The organism is Bacillus sp. S10(2024) (assembly GCF_050473865.1).
Classification (GTDB): Bacteria; Bacillota; Bacilli; order Bacillales; family Bacillaceae_G; genus Bacillus_A.
Window position 1 is genome coordinate 1,497,600 of sequence record NZ_JBFLUR010000002.1, and the last position, 22,133, is coordinate 1,519,732.

Genomic DNA, 22,133 nt, shown 5'->3' on the forward strand with positions numbered 1-22,133 from the left:
CTGCTCATTACTAGAAATCCCTGCTAATACTTTGTAAATTAACACGCCAAATAATTTTTCCCTCATTAAAAAAGGATCTATGCCCACACTCATGCATAAATCCTTTTATATATTAATATCTTTACATTCCGATCTTCCCTGAAACTAACATATAAATAGAAGTAGCGGCTGCAAATAAGATAATAACCATTACATACTGCTCAACGCGAGTAAAGCAGCGATTCCCTTGCTCTTTTCTTGCAGCGACATAAACGATAAGACCGATACCATATACCAAAGAAACAAGCAATAAATTTTTCAATCCAGCTGCATACACAAGCCAAACACCATATGTAGCTGCCATAAGAGCAAGTATCCCATCTTTCCATCTGTTTCCTTCATATGCTTTTGTAATCACTAGCTTTAACTGATATAGTGCTGAAAATACATATGGGAGTAAAATTGATGTTGATGCAATAAAATACATGATCTGATATGTTGATTCTGAAAATAACACAATAATAAATAATGTTTGGGCAACACAGTTTGAAATCCATAATGCCATATGTGGTGTATGATTTTTGTTCGTTTTCGTAAATACCTTCGGAAACACACCGTCTTTTCCAGCAACGTGAGAAATTTCCGAAACAAGTAAGAACCAACCAATTAAGGTACCAATAAGCGAGACGATTAACCCTAAGTTAATAATATATGCTCCCCATGAACCAACGACATGTTCTAATACATGTCCCATTGACGGCGTTTCAAGTGCCGCTAATTCCTCTCGTGGCATCGCTCCTAGCGATAAAACAGAAATTAGTATATAAACACTCATTACTAACAGTAAACCAAATACAGTTGCTTTTCCAACATCACGACTACGCTTTGCTCGTCCTGATAATACGACGGCTCCTTCTACGCCAATAAATACCCAAAGCGTAACAAGCATCGTGTTCTTCACTTGTCCAAATACAGAAGATAATGAGACTGTACCTTTTCCCCAAAAATCATGCGTAAATGTATCCCAACGAAATGCCGCAATCATAATTACAATAAACAGCAGAATTGGAACAAACTTACCAATTGTCGCAATAAAATTCATAATAGAGGCTTCACGAATTCCAAGTAAAATAAGAAAATGAAGCGTCCACAATACAAGTGATGCACCGATGATAGCCGGGACATTATTACCGCCTTTAAAAATTGGGAAAAAGTATGCTAATGAATTAAATAACATCATAATTGTTGCAACGTTGCCTAATATTCCAGCAATCCAATATCCCCATGCACTGTTAAATCCAATATATTCCCCAAATCCAGCGCGTGCGTAGCTATAAATGCCACCCTCAAGTTCAGGCTTTCGATATGCCAACGATTGATATACGAGAGTAAGCGGAATCATTCCTAGTCCTGTAATACACCAACCAATTAAAATAGCACCGCTGTTTGCGCCTGCTGCTAAATCGTGCGGTAAACTAAATACACCGCCTCCAACCATTGTTCCTACTACAAGTGCGATTAATGGAAAAAATCCTAGTTTCTTTTCTATTGGTATCACCCCGTCTGCAATTTCTTGATGTGCTCATTCCGTTCTACCAGGCATTCATATTGTGAGTTATTTATATATAAAATACGTACCTCGAAAATAACGAACTGTTTCACTTTATATTCTTTCAGAAAAACATTACTTATTCTAAAAGAAAACGAGCAAAAATGGAATACTTTTTCGAAAAAAAGTATAAGTATGCATAAAAAAAGTCGCTTATTCTTATCATAAACGACTTTTTTTATGTATTTGTAAATTAATCCCATTTCAATAATCCTTCTTTTTGTAAAAATTCTCTTGCTACATTCTCTGCGACTTTCCCTCCTACGTTCACTTCATAATTCATTTTACGCATTTCTTCGTCAGTAATTTTCCCCGCAAGTTTATTTAATGACTTTTCAATTTCGGGATATTTCTTTAACGTTTCTTCACGTACTAATGGTGCTCCTTGATATGGTGGAAACAGCCCTTTATCATCTTCTAGCACTTGCAGGCCGTATTGCTGTAATTCACTATCTGTTGAATAGGCATCAATGAGATTCACATCACCAGATTGAATGGCACTATATCGCAACTTCGGTTCCATTGTCTTTAAATTAGGAAACTGTATATTATAAAGTGTTTGTATTCCTTTATATCCATCTTCACGATCTGCAAATTCAAGTGTAAATCCAGCTTTCATATGAGAAGAAACATTTTTCAAATCAGAAATTGTCTTGATGTTATACTGCATCGCTATTTGTTTTGGTACTGCTAATGCGTACGTGTTATTATATTGCATTGGCTTTAATAGCTTCATATTAAATTTTTGTTCCATCCCATTTCGGGCCTGCTCATATACTTCTTGACGATCTGTACTTTTGGGTGTTTCTTTTACGAAAGTCGATAAAGCCGTTCCTGAAAATTCTGGATAAATATCAATTTCTTTAGATTTTAACGCTTCAAATACAAAAGATGTTTTTCCGAATCCTGGTTTTACCTCCACATTTAAATCTGTATCCTGTTCGATTAATTGTTTATACATTTGAATTAAAATTTCCGGTTCCGAACCAAGCTTACCAGCAATTATAATATCTTTCTTTTGTGTACTCCAAAGAAATGGTGCGATGATGATTCCGACTACAACGGCAATTGTAACAATTGTTCGCCTTGGTGAACGTCTTACATGCAAGGTCATGCGCAGCACACCATCAAAAAATAATGCTAATAATGCAGCTGGAATTGCGCCTAACAAAATCAGAGCATGGTCATTTCGATCAATCCCAAGCAGAATAAGCTTCCCTAACCCCCCTGCCCCAATTAAAGCAGCTAAAGTCGCTGTACCAACTATTAGTACCATTGCTGTTCGAATCCCTGCCATAATAATAGGCCAAGCAAGTGGTATTTCTACCTTCCATAAACGTCTCCAATTGTTCATCCCCATCGCTTTTGCTGCCTCAATAAGCGACGAATCTAATTCACGAATCCCTGTGTATGTATTTCTTAAAATAGGAAGCAGTGCATAAATCACAAGGGCAATTATAGCTGGGACCTTCCCAATACCAACTAACGGAATTAATAACCCAAGTAGTGCCAAAGAAGGAATCGTTTGCATCACAGCAGAAGTACCAATTACCCATTCAGCAATACGCTCTTTTCTTGTTAACAAAATTCCAAGCGGAACTGCGATAAAAATAGCAAAAAATAACGCAATCAACGAAATTTGCAAATGTTCCAAAAGGGCAGTTAACAGTTCTTGTTTACGCTCTTTCATTGTTTGTAAAAAGGTTGTCACTGTCTATGCCCTCACTTTCATTTGCTCTACTATGTATTGAACGATATGTTGGCTTGTTAATGTACCGATATATGTACCGTTTTCTTCGATAGGTATTTCTTTTTCATGTTCTAAACGAAGCAAAGCATCATACAGGGCCACTTCAGTCGAAAGTGGATGACCATCACCTTGTTTTCCTTCTTTCGTTAATATTGATACTATATCTTCTACTTTTCTATGATCATACCAAGATAATCGTGGTCTCCCAATAAACTCTTCTACAAATGTATTTGCAGGATTTTGTAAAATGACTTCTGGCGTATCAAGTTGGACAACTTTTCCATCTTTCATTATACAAATACGATCACCAAGCGCTAACGCTTCTTGCATATCATGAGTTACGAAAACAATTGTTTTTTGAATCTTTTTTTGCAAGTCTACTAAATCACGCTGCAGCTGCTCACGGCTTAAAGGGTCAAGCGCACTAAACGGTTCATCCATTAAAATAATTTTCGGATTGGCAGCAAGTGCCCGCACAACACCAACGCGCTGCTTTTGACCGCCAGATAATTCATCTGGCATACGTTCCCTATATATATGTGGATCTAAACCAACCATTTCTAATAACTCATCAACACGCTTTTCGATTTTTACTTTACTCCATTTGCGCATTTCTGGTACAACCGCAATGTTTTCTGCAATTGTCATATGCGGAAAAAGCGCAATTTGTTGCAAAACATACCCAATGTTCCATCGTAATTCATGAATGTTATAATCCCGGATGTTCTTCCCATCAATAAAAATTGAACCTTCTGTTGTTTCAATTAATCTATTAATCATTTTCATCGTCGTTGTCTTTCCACATCCACTCGGGCCAATTAAAACAAAAAATTCTCCTTTACGGATCTCTAGCTGCAAGGAATCTACAGCCTTTGTTTTATCATCAAACGTTTTTGAAACGTGTTCAAATCGAATCACATACACAACTCCTTTTTCATTCTTTCCTCTATTTTCAAGGAAGTTTGAGCTATTTTCAAATGATTTGTCTTTTCAAAATAAAAAGAGCTCTATCTTGAGCTCTAATAATCTTTTAAAATTGTCTTTATGATTGCCGCATACTCACGTATATATGCCTTTTTTCGCGAATGCTTTGGCGTTGGTGCAGCAAGTGCTTCCATCTTCATACCTAAGCGGTCTGCGATGATTTTCGTCCGGTATAAATGATACGTGTTACTTACTACAACCGCATGGTTCACATCATATAGCTCCTTAGAAAACTTTAGATTTTCATATGTACTTGTAGAACGATCTTCAAGTAAAATTCTTTCTTTTCCAATACCGTTTCCCATTAAATATCGACTCATACTAAGAGCCTCTGAAATATCTTCATCGTCTCCTTGCCCACCAGACACAACTACTTTTACTTTTGGATGCGAATGTAAATAGCCTAGCGCTACATCTAATCGGTTTTGTAGTGATAACGATGGTTTATCGCCAATTAATTTTGCACCTAAAATTAAAACATGCGGTGCTGTATGACTAACTTTCTCATTAGCAATTTTCTTCATACGATACGTAATATACACAACGTATACTGGCGGCAATAACAACAGTAATAATAACCATTTATTCATATAGCAATTCTCTCCCTTTTTTATATTATATAAAAGAAAGAGATCATACAGAAGTAATTTACCTATTTCTATTTAAAATTCAAAAAAATAGCGAGGAGACAATCCTCGCTACGCTCCCTATCCTTGACGCTGTCCTGCATTTTGAGCATTGCGTGCTTTCTTTGAAGAAGTATGATCTTGCGTTTGATTGCCTTTATGCTTTGCTGAACCTAATGCCTTTGTTTTTCCCATATCTTTTCACACCTTTTTTAAATGTTATATTTATAGGATGTGTATTAGATTCGTTACTATACAACCGTTTTATTGGTAATGTGAATTCGTTCTTTCTGCTGCATTTTCACATATGAAATCCCAATACACGTTGCACCAATTAATAATATGCTCAGTGCATAAAACGGAACCATAACGCCGATTTGAGACACAAACGTTGTAAAGGCAATAAGAAGAATAACTCGTACACCTGTACCAACAAATCGAAATAGACTATCAACACGCCCAATTATTTCATTTGGAACCTCTTCCATCATAAGCACACTTCGTGCAACACGTGTGCCGGCATTTCCCATCGCCTTAAAAATAGCAAGGCCGTATACCAAGTAAACGGATGGTTGTATGATCATTACGGTAATTGAAATTGTATATATGAGCATTGTGAATACAATAGATACTTCTGTTTTTACATATTTCATAAGAATTGGAATGCCAATTCCCGCAAGCATCGCACCAATTCCGTACATCATTCCTTCTGTTCCATATACTGATCCATTTGCCTTTAATACGTCTGAAATGTATACAGGCATTAAATAATTTGTCATCATCACACCGATAAACGGCATATATGTCGCAAATAAAAACCAAAATAATCGCTTTCTTTGCTTCATAAAATGAACACCTTCAAAAATTTGTTTTACGAATGGTTGTTTCCCCACTTTTGTTCTCTGTTTTGTATACGGAATAAACGATAATAAAATAAATGCTCCTACATATGCTAACATGTTAATAAACAGGATCCATTTGACATCAACAATTGAAATCATATAACTAGCAACGGCACCAGCGATAACTTGTGTCAATTGTCCCTGTATTTCCATCGTACCACTAAGTGATTTATAATGCTCTGGCGCAAACACTTCTTGGTTAAATGCGAAAATATTCGGATAAAATACTAGATAATAAAACGAACCCGCTATATACAGCACAATGTAATGGATTGTTTCATAGGAGTGACCTGTAAATCCCCAATATACCATAACAAAGACTGCGATTGCTCCAATGGCTTCATTCACTAAAAGTAACGTTTTACGAGAAAAGCGATCAATACAATGTCCGATAAACGGTGTACACAAAAACATAACAAGTGTAGCCATAATCGAAATATAACCAAACATTGTATTGCCACCAGGCGCCGTTACAAGCAGCCACGAAATTGTAATCATCGTAATCCCAGAGCCAATCGCTGATAGGCTATTGGCTCCAAGAATATAGTACAACCGAGAATCACGGTAAAGAGATGACAAATTAATCAGCTCCTAACTGTTTTTTCAGTTCTGGAAAAATGCTCATGTACCCTCTCAATTCTTTTAGCAAATCCGCAATTAGCGGTTTCGCATCTTCCCCTAATTCTCCGTTCTGTACATGAAGACTATCAATAACAACTTGTTTCGGAATCACATTCGCATATACGCCTCTTGCCACGATGCGCATACTATTTAAGGCATTTATACCACCTTTACCTCCGCCTGCAACTGCAAGAAGCCCAACCGGTTTATGCATAAACTCGCTGCTTCCAAGAAAATCAAATGCATTTTTCAGTGCACCGCTCATCGCATTATGATATTCCGGCGTGCATAGGACAACACCATCTGCTTCTTTAACAAGTTTCTTTAATTTTGTTACTGCTTGTAATTCATATTGAGAATTTTCTCCGTTATATAACGGAAGCGCTTCAACAGCTAAATCATATAATTCTCCGTTATAAGTCTGTGCAATATGCTTTGCAATGACACGAGTTTTACCAAATTTACGTGGCGTACCGTTAATGACAACTAGTTTCATGATTATTTCTCTCCCTTGTTTGAATTTCTATATTTATCTTATCAGAAAATTCCCTCTTATAAACCGGAAGAAAGGCGGAAACCAGTTGAGAAAATAGTATGAAAAAACAAAACAGAAACTCATACTTTCGTATGAGTTTCTGTCATTACTTTTCCTATACAACGCCATGTTTTACCGCATACAAGGCTGCTTGCGTTCGATCATCTACATGTAATTTAGCTAGGACATTTGAAACATGCGTTTTCACAGTTTGTTCTGTAATATGTAGTTCTGACGCAATTTCTTTATTACTTCTCCCTTTGGCTATTTCTCGCAACACTTCTTTTTCGCGCTTCGTTAACATAGACAAGTGATCTTGCTTGCTCTCAATTGCCGCAGGGCGACCTAATAAGGCAGGCGTTACTTTTGGATGAAAATTAGCATTACCTTGATGAACTGCAATAATAGAAGCTACAAGTTGATCGGGCTGCACTTCTTTTAATTGATATCCATCTGCACCTGCTTCCATTGCTGGAAGAACATAATCTTGTTCTGAGAAACTGCTTAACATCAGTATTTTAATAGATGAGTCATATTGTTTTATACGCTTCGTTGCTTCAATTCCGTCCATTTTCGGCATTGACACATCCATTAATACAACATCAGGTCGTTCTGTTTGAATAAATTGTAATGCCTCTTCTCCATCTCCCACTTCACCAATAATGTCAAATTCTTCTTTTGTTTTTAAAAAGAAAACAAGTCCTCTTCGGACAATATGATGATCTTCTACAAGCAGTAATTTAATTTTCAATACATGTCTCCCCTTTGAACTGGTAACTGAATCTCAATCTTCGTTCCTTCACCTAGTTTCGTTTGAATATGAAACTTCCCTTTCATTAACTCAACACGCTCTTGCATATTTTTCAAACCAAGCGCAGAATCTCTTACTTTCTCTTTCATAAATCCGACTCCGTCATCTTCAATTTGAAACTTCAACATATTGTTTTCTATTTTTATATGTACAAATACGTTTTCGCAAGAAGCGTGTTTTTTACAATTATGAAGTGCTTCTTGACTAACACGCCATAACATTTCTTCTATTTCATCATCCATCGAAATAACCCTATCAATTCGCATAATTACATGGATACCAAGAAACTTCCCATAATTTTGAATTGCTTCAGCAAGACCTTTTTCTAAACCTTCAGGCCGTAACTGCCAAATTAATAATGTCATCTCTTGCAGCGCCTCTTGTGATAACTCTCCTATATACGTTAACATCTCCTTTAATTCTGTATTCTTCGTCATATCCATTGTTCCTCTAGCCGTTAACATAATGGAAAAGAGAAGTTGCTTTACAGAATCATGTAAATCACGTGCTAGGCGATTTCTTTCTGCAACGATTACATATTTCCGCTCCTTCTCAACTAGCCTAATCCGTTGAATCGTTGTCCCTATTTGAAAAGCAATCGCTTCTAATAAAGCTAATTCTTCTTCTGTAAAGTACGTTTTATGAGGAGAAGCAACATTTAATAATCCAAACTTCTCCCCTCCTGCCTGAAGTGGAATCGTCGCATGATGCGTAATACTCTCTGTTTCTCCCCATTCATATTTAATCGCATCTTCTATACGCTTACATTCAATAATATTTGTTGCTTTTTGCAAACGCCCCGCAACAAATCGATCAATACACCAACAATCACCTTCGCACATTGGTTTCTTTTCTTCCCATGTAAGTGCTGGTGGTAATTTTGTATCAACGAGCATTCGATGCGTTCCTTTTTCATCAATAAAAAAAATCCATCCTGTTTGTAAATCCATCACTTGCAAGAGCGTATGCAGGACTTTTTCTAACATTTGCTGCAAATTAGTCGCTTCATTTAATAACTCCGCAATTTCTTTTAACGCTTGCAATCGATGCATTTGTCTATCATTTTCATTCATGTTCATCACCATTTCCTATTATAACATTAAGAAATTTCTAAATACTATAAATAAAATACAGCCCCTATACCAATTTTATTCTCTTTGATTTTTATGTGATATTCTTCCAAATACCCTGTACCATAAGAAAGGAATTTGAAAAAAGTATAAAGAAACATATACAGTTAGAAGCTCCATAAAAAATTTTTATATGAAATAATTAAGAAAGGTGATATAAAATTGAGTGTATTGACTAAATTAATAGAACAAGCTAAAAATCCAAGAGGTTTTGTAGGGGCATCTATGTTATGCATCATGAATGTAGCTCATACTAGTATGACAAAATGGGCTTTAAGCAAGGTTAAAATTAGCGAGCGTGCAAGAATGCTCGATATAGGTTGCGGCGGTGGAAAAACAATACATACTCTCTCGAAAATGAATCAGGACGGAAAAATATATGGTATTGATTATTCCAAACAAGCAGTAGAAAACTCTATCAAACTGAATAAAAAAGATATAGATTTAGGGAAAGTGCTTATAGAACAAGCAAGCGTATCGGATATGCCTTTTTCAAATGACTTTTTTGATATTATTACTGCTTTTCAAACACATTATTTTTGGCCAAATTTAGAGAATGATGTAAAAAAAGTATTTCGGGTCCTCACATCAAATGGCTATTTTATTATCGCAGCTGAGCTATATAAAATAAATTATCATATGAAAAAATTCAAAACAAAAGAAGATATAGAAAAATTATTGAAAGAAACGGGATTTAGCAACGTAGTATTTTATGAGTATAGAGGTTCAATTTGTATAATTGCAAGAAAATAACGAAACCGCCAAAATTTTTATTTTTCTGGCGGTCGTTTCTTCCTATTTTACTGTAGTTTGTAGACAAGACTTTACATGCTGCAGGGCAAATTCATGCCCTTGTTGATTAAATGAGGCAACTGCGTTTTCGTAAATTACAATGCGGAATCCTTTATTATAGGCATCAATTGCTGTATGTAACACACAAATATCCGTACAAACACCAACAAGATGCACTTCTTGTATCCCTCTTTCTCTAAGTTTAATTTCTAAATCTGTTCCTGCAAAGGCGCTGTACCTTGTTTTATCCATGTAATATACATTTTCATCATCTTTATGTATTTCGTATAATTTTTGTAATTCACCGTATAAGTCTCTTCCCTTTGTTCCTTCTATATTATGAGGTGGATATAATTGTCTCTCTGGATGATATAAATCATTTTCTACATGTTTATCAACAGCAAATACAACATAATCTCCATTTTCAATACACCGCTTCGTTATTTCTACAATGTTCTTTTCTATAACTTGCCCAGGTTTACCACATGTCAAAGCTCCATCTTCTGCGACGAAATCATATGTATAATCAATATTTATAAGTACTCGTTTCATCTTTTCTCTTCCTTTCGTTTCACAGTAAACAATAGAAAACGTGTTATAACGACGTTTTATTACATATTCGACATGTATAATAAAAATCCCTATAAAAGAAAAAGAAACCTGCTTATAAAGCAGATTTCCTCTTACTGTGCTGGTTTATTTTCAAGCTGCGCCTGGACAAAGTTGATTACTTTTCCATTTGGATCATTATTTTCATACTGAATTACTGTTACGGTATGGATACCTGGTTGTAGTGTCTCTTCCTTTAACGCGATTGTCGTTTGCGCTAATTTATTTACTTCATGCTTGTCTTCAAATTGTTTATCGATGTATACAAATATTTCTTTATCCTCTTGGAAATTTGCAACTTCAATTTCAACTTGTTGGATAAGCGTATCTTTTTTTATAAATACTACAGGTACATTCCCATTTTCCGATGTACCATCTGGTGTAACAATTTTGAATTTTCCTTCACCAACTGAAGTTACCCCTTCTGGGAATGAATATTTTATTTCTTGCTGTGCATTAACAGCTCGTTCCTGTTGTTTTTCTTCCTTAACGTTCTTTTCTTCTGTTACTCCACAACCTACTAACAACATAACAGATAATCCAGTGATTATGAATTTTTTCAAAATCCATTCCCCCTGTATCTCAATGTATAATTTATTATACAAAAATAATTCTTAAATATATACACATATTACTTTCATAAACAAATTCTCTCATTACACCATTAAATGTACCACACTTATTCCCTGTTTATCACCATTATTTCTTCAAGAAATTTTTAGTAAATCTATTTTCACTATTCATCTCCACAAAAAATAATCTTAGTCCTTATAACTAAGATTATTTCAATCTTTCTCTTCTTACTAATAAAGAGATTATATTATCGAATAAATGTTGTAATTTCTGCTACTGCTTTTCGAGCTAGTTTTTTCGGCTGCTCTTTCGGATATCCTAATGCAATTACCATATTGATTTGTTTATCAGATTCAATTTGGAAGTAGTCTCTTAGCTCGTTTTGCGCTAATAACACTGGTCCTGTCATCGGGCATGTACCAAGGCCCCTGGCATGCGCTGCAAGCATTAAGTTTTGTGAGGCTAAGCAACTACTTTTAATGCCTTCTTCTTCCCAAACAGACTCTGGAACAAACTCAATCGGATCAAAAATCTTTTCCCGAAATTTCGATTGATATGGCGTTGCTAAGCAAATAATTAAAACCGGTGCATCTGAAAATGCTGTTGCATATGGTCCGAAAGAGCGAGTCAATAATCTCCCTGCTTTTTCCTCTCCTTTTTGCGTAGCTTCTTCAGCTCGCGTATGTAGCGCATTCCATGTCATTTCTTCTATATCTTTAATTTTGTCTCGGTTCATAATCACGACAAATTCCCATGTTTGTGAATTTGTATCACTCGGTGCATATCTCGCACAATCAATAATTTCTTCGATATCTTCCACAGGAACGTCTTGGTCAGTAAATTTCCGAACACTGCGACGGCCGTGAATAATATCTTTAAATGCTTGATAATCCATACGATTCAAAATCCCCTTTTATAACGTTTTCAAAATCTCTACCTGACTGATTATATCATATAATGAAAAAAGCCGGAGATATTCCAGCCTTTTTCATATTTACTCGTTTGTAGCATCTAATTTACATTAACCCTATACACACTCTCCTTATATGCCGCTTGCAACTTTCTTATAAGTCGTTGTTCTCCCGTTTGATACCAAGCTTCCCCAATTTGCGTCACGGGTACAATTTCAATTGGTGTAGCGGTAAAGAAGCATTCATCTGCTTCATATACCTCATGAAGAGAAAATTGACGTTCTTCTACCGGAATATGCAATTGTTTTGCTAACGAAATGACATGATGACGTGTAATGCCATACAAAATAAACTGGTTCGCAGGGTGTGTAATCAGAGTTCCATTTTTAACAATAAAGAAATTAGAATGACACCCTTCTGTTACAATGCCATTACGAATTAGAATCGCTTCGTAATAACCTTCTTTTGCAATTTTATTTTTAATCATGATATTCGGAAGTAAATTAAGTGATTTTATATGACAAAAATGCCAACGTATATCATCGGCAACTGTTGCTTTAATTCCGTTTTCCATTAAAGTATCTGGCCTTGGAAATGGTACGATATTTGCGTAGTATGTAGGCTGAAGATTGGATTCAAACAAATGATTTCGAGGTTGAACACCTCTTGAAATTTGAATGTATACATTTCCATCCTCTTCAAATTGATTTTTCTCAATCAATTGCTGCAACTGAGAAATAAGTTCTTCTTTTGTAAAGGGCGGTTCTAATTCAATTGCTTTCATAGATTGGAAAAAACGATCTAAATGGAGATCTAATAAATGAGGCTTTCCATCATATAAACGAAATACTTCATATACTCCATCTCCAAACTGTAATCCTCGCTCATCTAATGAAATCATTGGTTCTTTCTCTCTCGTATTTATAATACTTCCATTAAATAAAATCCAATCTTTATAAGCACTGTGCATTGTTACTCGCCTCCTTTTCATATATATTCCCATTGTACAACCTAAATTACCTAAAGAGAAACAATATTCTAACTTTTGATTACCAAAAAATATTTTCTCCTTTTACTAGCGAATTTGCTTTTTACATATAAAATTCTGTTATGCATGGCCAAATGTTCTCATCTACATAAAAAGAAAGAAGTTTTTTCAATTTGTTTTTATATAAAATATAAAAACAACGTTACAAATTTGAAATTACCAGATTTTCTAATTTATCTACAGTGAATTTTGTTTTATAATAATATCGTTATGTTAAAATATTCAAAAGGAGAACACATGTGCATATCCAAAATTTATCTATTCAAACAAACTATGACTGTTTCACTTATGAGCAGTTAGAATCAGAAGCGTCTAAGCTTCCAGCAAATATGCAGCAATTCTATTTATATGCGGTTGCAACATTAAGGAGAGAATTAGCACCTAACGAATGCTTCTATTATTTATCGACAGGCGCATTTCGTCATACAGCAATTGGCTTTTTATTCTTTACGGATAGACAAATTATTATGGGTGAACAACAAGGTTTAAGCGTGAAATGTCATACCATACACTACCGTGATTTTACAAGTTGCACCGCTCGTACTGGTCATATTTTAGGGATAAAAACAAATGCAATTTATCTCGAAGAACCTCTTTCTCCTTCCGTAAAAGAAGAGCGTGTTACCCATATTCCAGACGAACAATTTCAAATCATATATAAATTTGTACAAGATAAAATTACAACGAATTAAATTATTACCACATACTAATAACCAATGTTATTAGTAATTAAATTCTTCAAAAAGACTTGCTCATATTGGATATAAAAGCATACAATATTAGACGCAAACTATTGATGCTCATTGTTTTTCATCTCCTAAAAGGAGGAAATAACTTGGGGTTATTGGAGGGGTATAATAATTTCAGTGGAGCATTTTCTCCCCTAATTGTTCGTTCAATTCATTTTTATAGCCAGCGGTGGAAGAAAAAAGTTCACAAAAAACAACATCTTTTATTGCGAACACATAAAAGAAGACGGTATTATATGAAGAAATTGTCATAATAAAAAGTTTCAAGTCAAAAACTCTCTACTCAAAAACACCTAGGATCTCTTGTAAATCACAAGAAACCCTAGGTGTTTTTAAAGAGGTTTCACTTCATTTCCTAAAGTTAAAATAAAAAAATCCATAGGTCCTGTGTTCTTTCCTTCCAACTTAATATAAAGTGTATTTAATATAAGAGGGAAATAGATCGGCTGAAGCGCTCATCCTATTTTATTTATAAAATTACAACGCTAGACAAAAACCATCTTATGAAAGACGGTTTCCATCATCTCGATTCAACCAATTTAAAATCAAAATATAACTTTGATAGTGAACATACCTCAGCCAAAATAAACTACATAAGATTCCCATTCCGATATAGCTATATAGCAAACCAAATTTCAAGAAAATTGCAATGGTTGGTGGAAAAAGAGTGACTTTTTGCAAACTATATAGCATTAGAAACAACATTAAAAATAGCGGGAAATACTGCAATTCATATGGTGTACGTCTCTTTCTTAATATTTTTCTTATGAAAAATTGAAAGATCTCTGCAAACAAAAAACAACAAAGAACTACAATAAGCGCTAGTGTCATCCCCATACACCTACCACCTTATTTTATGATATATTGATAAAACAACACATCTTGCCATTCATTAAACTTATAGCCAACTTCTCGAAAGCATCCTACATATGTAAATCCCATCTGTTCATGCAGTTTCACACTTATATCATTTCCCTTTGTAATTCCAGCAATAATAGCATGATGCTCTGCCTCTTCTGCCAATTGAAGTATGCACCTGATCAATTTCCTTGCTATCCCTTTCCCACGTGCATGTTTTTCCACATATACTGAAATTTCCACCGTTTGCTTATATGCTTCTTTCTCACGAAATGGTGATAAAGAACAATACCCAATTATGCTACCCTCCTCCTCTGCAACAATGATCGGATACATTTCAGTATGCGCCTCAAACCACACATTCATTTCTGCTAATGTCTTCTCTTGTAAATCAAATGTAGCGGTTGTATGTATAACTGCATCATTATATATGTGTAAAATATTTCTTACATCTTCTCTATATGCATTACGAATTTCCATTGCTTTGTCTCCCCCATTACAATTTCTTTATGCAAACATCATTATTTTTTTGAAAACCGAGTTGTCCAAAAAACGATTCTATTCTTTCGTTTTTATCTATACATAATATTTGAATCTCCTTCATATGTTCACTTTTTACTATTTCTTCAAACGTATAATACGCATTCGTTCCATATCCGTATCCTTCATAATCATGATGAATAAGAAGATACGATAATAGCGCCTTCTCATGTTGCACAGTGTAGTCAATGATACCTATATATGTATCATCTGCTTTTATACAATACCCTACATCTCGAATTGGTAAATCATAAGAAGAAAACATTTCTTCTACTACTAACTTTGTTTCGTCTGTTATCTTTTCAAACGTTAACATATGTATTTCACTCCTTATTATTATTGTATCGGGTAGGACAAGTATTTATGAAAAAAACCTTAAGATAGATGCTATCTTAAGGTTTTTTCTTTATCCCGCTATTCGCGGGCAGTAATACTCCCACCTGAAAATTCAGTGGAAGCAAAGAAGTAAGGTGGAGATAAACTGCCCTTAAAAGCCCGATTGGTGAGGGCTGATAATCAGTGAGGTGATAAAGCCCCGACTCACTGATTAAAGTTTCACTTTATACTAAGCTATAAGCGCGCTTTGTTTCTTCATGAAACGCATTTGTATCATATTTATGTTCAACAAAAATTTGGTGCCACACCATAAATGCAAGGACTGTCCAAATTTTACGGCTGTAATCACCTTTATCTGCACAATGTGCTTCTAATAAGTCTAATACGTACTGCTTATCAATTAAATGCTCTGTTTTGCTTTCTTTAATGATATTTACAGCCCAATCATGCATTTCATCTTTTAACCAGTGACGGATAGGTACTGGGAAACCTAACTTCTTACGATCTAATACGTGATCCGGTACAATGCCGCGTACTGCTTCACGTAAAATCGCTTTTGTTGTACCATTTGCAATCTTTAATTCTGTTGGAATTTTAGATGCAACATCAAAAACTTCTTTATCTAAAAATGGTACACGAAGTTCTAACGAATGTGCCATTGTCATTTTATCCGCTTTTAATAAAATGTCACCGCGCAGCCATGTGAACATATCAATGTATTGCATTTTACTTACATCGTCATAGTTCTTGATATCATCATACAACGGCTTCGTGATATCCATGTAATTCACACTCTCATTGTAGTGCTTCATAAGTGCTGCCTTTTCTTCTTCACGGAAGATTTTTGCATTTCCATAGTAACGCTCTTCAATCGGTGTACATCCACGCTCTAAGAAGCTTTTCCCTTTGAATCCTTCTTTTAATGCACCACTTAACGCTTTTAACACACGTTTTCCTGGGCTAGGGATGTAAGAGAACATTTTTAAAGAGTTTGGCTCACGATAAATGTTATATCCGCCAAACAACTCATCTGAACCTTCACCAGAAAGAACCACTGTTACATGTTTACGCGCTTCTTTTGCAACGAAGTACAATGGTACAGCTGCCGGATCCGCTAATGGGTCATCCATGTGCCACATAATTTTTGGGAATTCATCCATAAATTCTTGTGGTGTTACGAATACACTATAGTTTTTCACACCTAATTTTTCTGCTGTTTCTTTTGCTACGTCAACCTCACTAAAGCCACGACGTTCAAAACCAACAGAGAAAGTTAATAGATTTGGATTCATTTCTTTAGCGATAGATGCGATAATCGATGAATCGATACCACCAGATAAGAATGAACCTACTGGTACATCACTGCGCATATGCATTTTCACGGAATCGTATAATACGTCACGAATTGCTTGAATATGCTCTTCTTTCGTTGCGTCAGATGCATTGAAATATGGCTGCCAATAACGACGAACTTCCATTTCTTTTCCAATTTCTTTCACAAAGTAATGTCCTGGCTCAATTTTGTTAATATCAACTGTTAACGTTTCAGGCTCTGGAGCATATTGATACGTAAAGTAGTGTTGCAGAGAAGCTGGGTTTACCCCTTTATCTTCCATCACATGTAGGATACTTTTCTTTTCAGATGCAAAAAATGTTGTATCCTCGTGCTGTGCAACGTAAAGTGGTTTAATACCGAAATGATCACGTGCACCGAAAAGCTTTTTCTCTTCACGATCCCAAATCATAAATGCAAACATACCACGAAGGTAATCTACACATTTTTCTTTCATATGAGCATATAACGAAATGATTACTTCTGTATCAGACTGTGTCGCAAATGTTGCCCCTTTTTCAAGAAGCATTTCGCGAAGTTCTACATAGTTATAAATTTCACCATTAAAAATAATTACATAGCGATCATTTTCATACGTTAACGGCTGATGCCCTGCCTCTAAGTCAATAATACTTAAACGGCGGAAGCCAAATTGTACATGTTCATCACGGAAGTACCCTTCATCGTCTGGACCACGGTGAAAGATAATCGTATTCATATTTTCAAATTGATGTTTTTCTTCTTCCGAAAACCCTCTAGGGTTTTCACATAAACATCCTACAAAACCACACATACTTTCTTACCCTCTTTCGGTTTTCATTCTTTTTCTATACTACAATATCAACCCTATTTATACTAGCATAATCATAGCAATATGGCGACAAAAAGTACATAAATCCATTATGTTTTTTCAACATATTCATCACTGCTATGCAAAATAAAAAATACTTTTCTCGTTTTCTCCTTTTCCTTTTGAAAAAAGGCTTTGACTGCTCCTGTATATGGTCACCTACTCAAGCTCACCTAAAAAAGATGTTTTCTGCCGCTTTTTCAATTTGTAATTATATAAAACAATTCTATTCTTACCTTTCATCAATTCCTAATTTTTTACTTACCTGAAAAATCATACTCACGTTTAGGCGTTTTTGTCATATGATATTTCAGATTTATCTTGAGGAGGAGAAATGATGAGTGATGAAAGAAAGCCTTCACGTCCACAATTTCGAAGTTACTTAAAACAAATTGATGATTTTTTCGAACAAACTCCGCTACGCGATGTTATTGCAGATATGAACCACTTTTTCCAAAAAGGAAACCGTTTAGTAACATTTCCTGTTGATTTATTTGAAGTAGAAGAAAACCTAGTTATAAAAGCTGAACTTCCTGGTATCCAAAAACAACAAATTCAAATTGAGATAGAAGGTGAATACTTAAAGATTGCCGTAAAAGAAGATGTTTTAGGCGAAGAAATAAATGAATCGCCTAATTATTATCGACGCGAACGCACAATGACGGAAGCTTCTCGCGTTATTAAATTACCTTATCCAATTAACAAAAAACAAGCAAAAGCTTCCTATCAAAATGGCATATTAGAAATTCGTGCACCTAAACTACCGCAGCAACACGATATTTTATCGATTGAATAAGAAAAGGATGCTCATCCGCATCCTTTTTTCATTGTGTTAAGCGTCTAATATCACGCAATATATCATCGTATGGTGTTTTATTCATACCACTATATTCCTTCATCACTTTACCATTTTGATCCACTAAATAAAATTTTGTACCATGTATAACTTGATCTTGATTTTCTGGTTTATCAACAAACGCTTTAAAATTGTCTTTCGCAAATTTTTCAATGTCATCTTGCGAATATCCGGTTAACAAATTCCAATTTTTCGTGTCATCAGTAAATTTCTGTACAAATGTTTTTAACTTTTCAGACGTATCTACCTCTGGATCTACACTAAACGATACAAATTGAACATCTAGTTTTTCTTCTTTCGCCAACTTTTGCAACTTCGCCAAATTCGCTGTCATTGGCGGACATATGGTTTGACAATTTGTAAATACAAAATCTGCTACCCACACTTTTCCTTTTAAATCTTTTGAACCAAATTTCTCACCATTTTGATTTATGTATTGAAAACTTTGAACATCCCAATTTAACGGCTTGCGAAGTTTTGATCCTGAACTACATCCGGCTAAGACTAGCAAACAAATGGCAGTAAGAAGTCCAATCCATTTTTGAAATCGCTTCATTATAAAACACCCTTCTCTCCTTCAAAATATAACCATCTCTTTTATCCCATACTAACGGAAGGTTCACTTTATTGTAGCAAAGGTAAACACTATGAGAAAACAGTTTACTTTACTTGTTCACTAAATCGTACTAATTTTTCAAGCGCCTCTTCTTTATGAAATGTGCTGAACCATCTATAATTTTCATCGTCTAAAATCCGATAATGTTGGCTAACAATGTTTTGTTGTAAACAGAAATCTCCTCTGCTCTCAATTTCCTTCCACCATATCTGTCCGCCCATCGTTTTTTCTTTTTTATATTCCATTTGATCGTGAGCAATTGTTTGAACAACTTCAAGAGCAGACCCACCAAATGCAACCTGTAATACTTCACTGCTTTGAAACAAGGCACATATCGCAACAACAGTCGTCCACGAAGGCAAAATGCGCTCTTTTTCAATTTGAACAAGCGTCTTTTTAGAAAGACCTAAAATTTCTGCCATTTCTTCTTGTGTATAATTATGTTCTGTTCGAATTAGTTTCATTTTTTTTGCAATTATTTGTACTACTTTGTCTTTATTCATTTGAACACCCCTTCTTTTTATGCAAACAATACCCTGTTGTATTTTTACACTTTTTTAATACTTAGTCAATTTTATTTACTTCTTTTGTAGTTTTAAAGAAACTGGAGAACACTTTTCAATCGATATCATCCTCATACCAATTGGTGCTTATAAACCTGAATGGTTGCATATTTCTCCAAAAGAAGGTATCACAAGACTTCACAACAATTAGAATTTACGAATGCTTCCATGAGAAGAATTACATATTTTATTTCTTAAGCAAGCATATATAACTCATTCTCCTCCTGACCCAAAGGTGGAAATAGCAAATACGCATGTATAGCATGCAAAATCCATGCACCTTTAAAATTAAAAATATTTATCTATCACGAAAAAAGCTACTTGAATATAATCAAGTAGCTTTTTTCTATTCTGCAAAATACGAAAATCCAATTGCTCCAACACCTGTATGTGTACTAATAACAGGTGTTGTAAAAAAGATTTCAGATTGTGTAAATCCACTAATTTTTTCAACTGCTTCTTTCATTTTCTGCGCTAATGGTAATGCTTTTGCATGTGGAATCGCAACTGCTTTTACTGTTTTACCAGCTATATCCTCTTCAAATATTTTCGTCAAAGTTTTTACAATTTGTCCTTGGCTACGTACTTTAGTTATCGGATTATAGACTCCATCGTCAATACTAGCAACTGGCTTAATATTCAATAAAGATCCAATCATTGCTTTTCCTTTACCGATACGACCGCCTTTCACAAGGTTCTCTAACGTATCAACAACAACGAATAGACGTGTGTTTTTTCTAACTTCTTCAATACGTTTTAAAATTTCTTCTAAAGAACGATCTTCTTGCACCATTTTCGCTGCTTCAATTACTTGATAAGCCAAAGCATGACTAATAAATAAAGAATCTACTACTGTTACTTTTGTATCTGTCATTGTTGCTGCACTATTTGCCGTTGCAACTGACCCGCTTAATCCATTTGTTAAGTGAATTGAAAGAACTTGACTACCGTCCTCTCCTAAGCGATCATACAATTCTACAAATGAGCCAACTGCTGGCTGCGATGTTTTAGGTAATTCTTCTGATTTTTGCATTTCTTCAATAAACTCATCTGGTTGTAAATCTACACGATCTAAATAAGTTTGTCCGTTCACAGAAATTGATAATGGGATAACATGAATATCATATTTCTCAATCACATCTGGTGATAAATCCGCCGTTGAGTCTGTGACAATTTTAATTTTTTGCATGTTTTATTTCTTCCCTTTCCACTACGCTCTCCCTGTTATTATACTAGTAATCCTACTGCTTTCAACAGTTTAAGGTAATTTTCCAACGAAATTCTTGTTTTTTATGCCTAAAAAGAAAGCGGCAGAGCTCTTTTTCTCTGCCGCGAGTTTTTCCTATGCATTTTTTTCTAACGTATTTATTTCATATACATTTGAATAATCATTCCATTTTAAGCAACTCTGCAAATATTCTCGAAATGAGTACGAAAACCTTGGTTGTTTTTGTTTTTGTATTTTAGAAATAAAGAGCTGAAGACGCGACTGAATTTGAAACGCTAATGGGTGCTGTGTTTGTAATACTGGAATTTCAACCACTTTTACGCACTTTCCTGTTGGATGAGTGAAATAAAAACTCTTCATAATCACGATATCAATCCTCTTTTTTTTTTGATTTATAATGTTAGTATAAACCGACAAAGACAAAAAGTTTGTCTAAATTTTGGAGAAGCTTTATTTTTTTCTTCTTTATATTGTATACGCTTACATTAATAGTATAACAAAGAAATAAAAAAAGTGCCCGTCATAAAGAGGCACTTTTCGATGAAGATTGTAATTCTCGTTTTATCTTTCTTTTATATACAATTTTTGACATCGTAATACTTAATTCATAAATTACTAACAGTGGAATTGCTACGGAAAAATCCGAAATAAAATCAGGTGGTGTAATACAAACCGCAATAACAATTAATATAAAGTATGCATATCTTCTAATCTTTTGTAGTGCTACTGGATTTAAAATCCCAATGCTCGTTAAAAACATTGTTACAACAGGCAATTCAAAAATTACAGCAAATGGTACGGTCATGTTCATAACAAAAGAAAAATACTTGTCTGTTGTAAACATCGTTTGAAACATTTCATCACCAAGACTAACTAAAAAATTGAGTACAAATGGTAGAATAATAAAGTATCCGAAACATAGTCCACCAATGAATAATATAAATAATCCTGGTACGTATAATAGCGTCATTTTTTGCTCATGCGGAAGCAATGCTGGCTTGACGAATAACCAAAGCTGTAGGGATGCGATTGGAATAGTACATACGATTGAAAACACAGCTGCAATAACAAAATAAATCCACAAAATATCGCTTGGCCCAAGAACTGTTAATTTCATATGTAAATCTTTCACAATAAAACTATAAATCTCTTTCGTATAAGAAAAACCAATAATAAGGAAAAATAAAAATGCCACTGCTGTAATAATAAGTCGTTTTCGCAACTCCCCAAGATGATCTACTATGCTCATTTCGTGATTGTTCATATTCTCACCCATTTCTCTGGTAACTGGGAAAAAGATGCAAGCTCCTCTTACACCTTTTTC

Annotated in this window: 24 protein-coding genes; 3 read left to right on the forward strand and 21 right to left on the reverse strand. The window is 34.7% G+C overall.

The features are described 5' to 3' along the window. Positions 1 to 121 precede the first annotated feature (121 nt). From arcD to AB1280_RS07780, 8 genes are all read right to left on the reverse strand, one after another. Entirely contained in the window at positions 122 to 1,549 is a 1,428-nt protein-coding gene (arcD, locus tag AB1280_RS07745; RefSeq protein WP_272190093.1) for an arginine-ornithine antiporter, read from the reverse strand. 232 nt (positions 1,550 to 1,781) lie between these two features. Continuing rightward, the gene (locus AB1280_RS07750; RefSeq protein ID WP_429755454.1) at positions 1,782 to 3,299 is read right to left on the reverse strand and encodes an ABC transporter permease/substrate-binding protein; all 1,518 of its coding nucleotides are present in this window, start codon (positions 3,297 to 3,299) and stop codon (positions 1,782 to 1,784) included. Between the two features lie 3 nt (positions 3,300 to 3,302). Further along, complete coding sequence (locus AB1280_RS07755) at positions 3,303 to 4,256, reverse strand: ABC transporter ATP-binding protein (protein WP_429755455.1); 954 nt, start codon at positions 4,254 to 4,256, stop codon at positions 3,303 to 3,305. Between the two features lie 101 nt (positions 4,257 to 4,357). Further along, positions 4,358 to 4,912, reverse strand: a complete 555-nt coding sequence (locus tag AB1280_RS07760) for a YdcF family protein (protein ID WP_429755456.1) — start codon at positions 4,910 to 4,912, stop codon at positions 4,358 to 4,360. Positions 4,913 to 5,199: 287 nt separating this feature from the next. Continuing rightward, on the reverse strand, positions 5,200 to 6,429 hold the full coding sequence (locus AB1280_RS07765; RefSeq protein ID WP_429755457.1) for an MFS transporter: 1,230 nt from the start codon (positions 6,427 to 6,429) through the stop codon (positions 5,200 to 5,202). Between the two features lies 1 nt (position 6,430). Next, positions 6,431 to 6,967, reverse strand: coding sequence for an NADPH-dependent FMN reductase (locus AB1280_RS07770; RefSeq protein WP_336472677.1), 537 nt, complete (start codon positions 6,965 to 6,967; stop codon positions 6,431 to 6,433). Positions 6,968 to 7,121: 154 nt separating this feature from the next. Continuing rightward, entirely contained in the window at positions 7,122 to 7,757 is a 636-nt protein-coding gene (locus AB1280_RS07775) for a response regulator (RefSeq protein WP_090911631.1), read from the reverse strand. Then, positions 7,754 to 8,902 carry a histidine kinase gene (locus AB1280_RS07780; protein ID WP_429755458.1) on the reverse strand — a complete coding sequence of 383 codons (1,149 nt, stop codon included), beginning with the start codon at positions 8,900 to 8,902 and terminating at the stop codon, positions 7,754 to 7,756. Before AB1280_RS07780 ends, AB1280_RS07775 begins: the two co-directional genes overlap by 4 nt. 207 nt (positions 8,903 to 9,109) lie before the next feature. Between AB1280_RS07780 and AB1280_RS07785 the strand changes: the two genes are divergently transcribed. After that, positions 9,110 to 9,700 carry a class I SAM-dependent methyltransferase gene (locus AB1280_RS07785; RefSeq protein ID WP_429755459.1) on the forward strand — a complete coding sequence of 197 codons (591 nt, stop codon included), beginning with the start codon at positions 9,110 to 9,112 and terminating at the stop codon, positions 9,698 to 9,700. 42 nt (positions 9,701 to 9,742) lie between these two features. Here the strand turns inward: AB1280_RS07785 and AB1280_RS07790 are convergent, their stop codons facing one another. The 4 genes from AB1280_RS07790 to dat all read right to left on the reverse strand — a co-directional run bounded on the left by AB1280_RS07790 (position 9,743) and on the right by dat (position 12,802). Further along, positions 9,743 to 10,291: a cysteine hydrolase family protein gene (locus AB1280_RS07790; protein WP_429755460.1), complete on the reverse strand. Its 549-nt coding sequence runs from the start codon at positions 10,289 to 10,291 to the stop codon at positions 9,743 to 9,745. Between the two features lie 131 nt (positions 10,292 to 10,422). After that, on the reverse strand, positions 10,423 to 10,911 hold the full coding sequence (locus AB1280_RS07795; RefSeq protein ID WP_429755461.1) for a hypothetical protein: 489 nt from the start codon (positions 10,909 to 10,911) through the stop codon (positions 10,423 to 10,425). A 257-nt stretch (positions 10,912 to 11,168) separates the two neighbouring features. Continuing rightward, positions 11,169 to 11,816 carry a nitroreductase family protein gene (locus AB1280_RS07800; protein ID WP_429755462.1) on the reverse strand — a complete coding sequence of 216 codons (648 nt, stop codon included), beginning with the start codon at positions 11,814 to 11,816 and terminating at the stop codon, positions 11,169 to 11,171. Positions 11,817 to 11,932: 116 nt separating this feature from the next. After that, positions 11,933 to 12,802 carry a D-amino-acid transaminase gene (gene dat / locus AB1280_RS07805; protein WP_429755463.1) on the reverse strand — a complete coding sequence of 290 codons (870 nt, stop codon included), beginning with the start codon at positions 12,800 to 12,802 and terminating at the stop codon, positions 11,933 to 11,935. Positions 12,803 to 13,119: 317 nt separating this feature from the next. Between dat and AB1280_RS07810 the strand changes: the two genes are divergently transcribed. After that, positions 13,120 to 13,572, forward strand: a complete 453-nt coding sequence (locus AB1280_RS07810) for a hypothetical protein (RefSeq protein WP_429755464.1) — start codon at positions 13,120 to 13,122, stop codon at positions 13,570 to 13,572. 558 nt (positions 13,573 to 14,130) lie between these two features. Here the strand turns inward: AB1280_RS07810 and AB1280_RS07815 are convergent. From AB1280_RS07815 to asnB, 4 genes are all read right to left on the reverse strand, one after another. Then, complete coding sequence (locus tag AB1280_RS07815; protein WP_429755465.1) at positions 14,131 to 14,466, reverse strand: hypothetical protein; 336 nt, start codon at positions 14,464 to 14,466, stop codon at positions 14,131 to 14,133. A 12-nt stretch (positions 14,467 to 14,478) separates the two neighbouring features. Then, on the reverse strand, positions 14,479 to 14,967 hold the full coding sequence (locus tag AB1280_RS07820; protein ID WP_429755466.1) for an N-acetyltransferase family protein: 489 nt from the start codon (positions 14,965 to 14,967) through the stop codon (positions 14,479 to 14,481). A gap of 16 nt (positions 14,968 to 14,983) precedes the next feature. After that, complete coding sequence (locus AB1280_RS07825) at positions 14,984 to 15,343, reverse strand: GNAT family N-acetyltransferase (RefSeq protein WP_272190080.1); 360 nt, start codon at positions 15,341 to 15,343, stop codon at positions 14,984 to 14,986. A gap of 244 nt (positions 15,344 to 15,587) precedes the next feature. After that, positions 15,588 to 17,489 carry an asparagine synthase (glutamine-hydrolyzing) gene (gene asnB / locus AB1280_RS07830; protein WP_429755467.1) on the reverse strand — a complete coding sequence of 634 codons (1,902 nt, stop codon included), beginning with the start codon at positions 17,487 to 17,489 and terminating at the stop codon, positions 15,588 to 15,590. A gap of 394 nt (positions 17,490 to 17,883) precedes the next feature. On the opposite strand from asnB, the gene AB1280_RS07835 reads away from it, so the two are divergent. After that, positions 17,884 to 18,342, forward strand: coding sequence for an Hsp20/alpha crystallin family protein (locus AB1280_RS07835; RefSeq protein ID WP_272190082.1), 459 nt, complete (start codon positions 17,884 to 17,886; stop codon positions 18,340 to 18,342). Positions 18,343 to 18,370: 28 nt separating this feature from the next. On the opposite strand, the gene AB1280_RS07840 is transcribed toward AB1280_RS07835, so the two are convergent. The 5 genes from AB1280_RS07840 to tatC form a co-directional block, all read right to left on the reverse strand. After that, entirely contained in the window at positions 18,371 to 18,958 is a 588-nt protein-coding gene (locus tag AB1280_RS07840) for an SCO family protein (protein WP_429755468.1), read from the reverse strand. 104 nt (positions 18,959 to 19,062) lie between these two features. Next, positions 19,063 to 19,521: a helix-turn-helix transcriptional regulator gene (locus AB1280_RS07845; protein WP_429755469.1), complete on the reverse strand. Its 459-nt coding sequence runs from the start codon at positions 19,519 to 19,521 to the stop codon at positions 19,063 to 19,065. A gap of 406 nt (positions 19,522 to 19,927) precedes the next feature. After that, a complete protein-coding gene (locus AB1280_RS07850) occupies positions 19,928 to 20,770 on the reverse strand; it encodes a DegV family protein (RefSeq protein WP_272190728.1) in 843 nt (280 codons plus the stop codon). Positions 20,771 to 20,923: 153 nt separating this feature from the next. Further along, positions 20,924 to 21,175, reverse strand: coding sequence for a DUF2535 family protein (locus AB1280_RS07855; protein WP_020060705.1), 252 nt, complete (start codon positions 21,173 to 21,175; stop codon positions 20,924 to 20,926). 154 nt (positions 21,176 to 21,329) lie between these two features. Continuing rightward, positions 21,330 to 22,085 (reverse strand): twin-arginine translocase subunit TatC, encoded by a 756-nt coding sequence (gene tatC, locus AB1280_RS07860; protein ID WP_429755470.1) that lies wholly within the window; start codon positions 22,083 to 22,085, stop codon positions 21,330 to 21,332. Between the last annotated feature and the right edge of the window lie 48 nt (positions 22,086 to 22,133).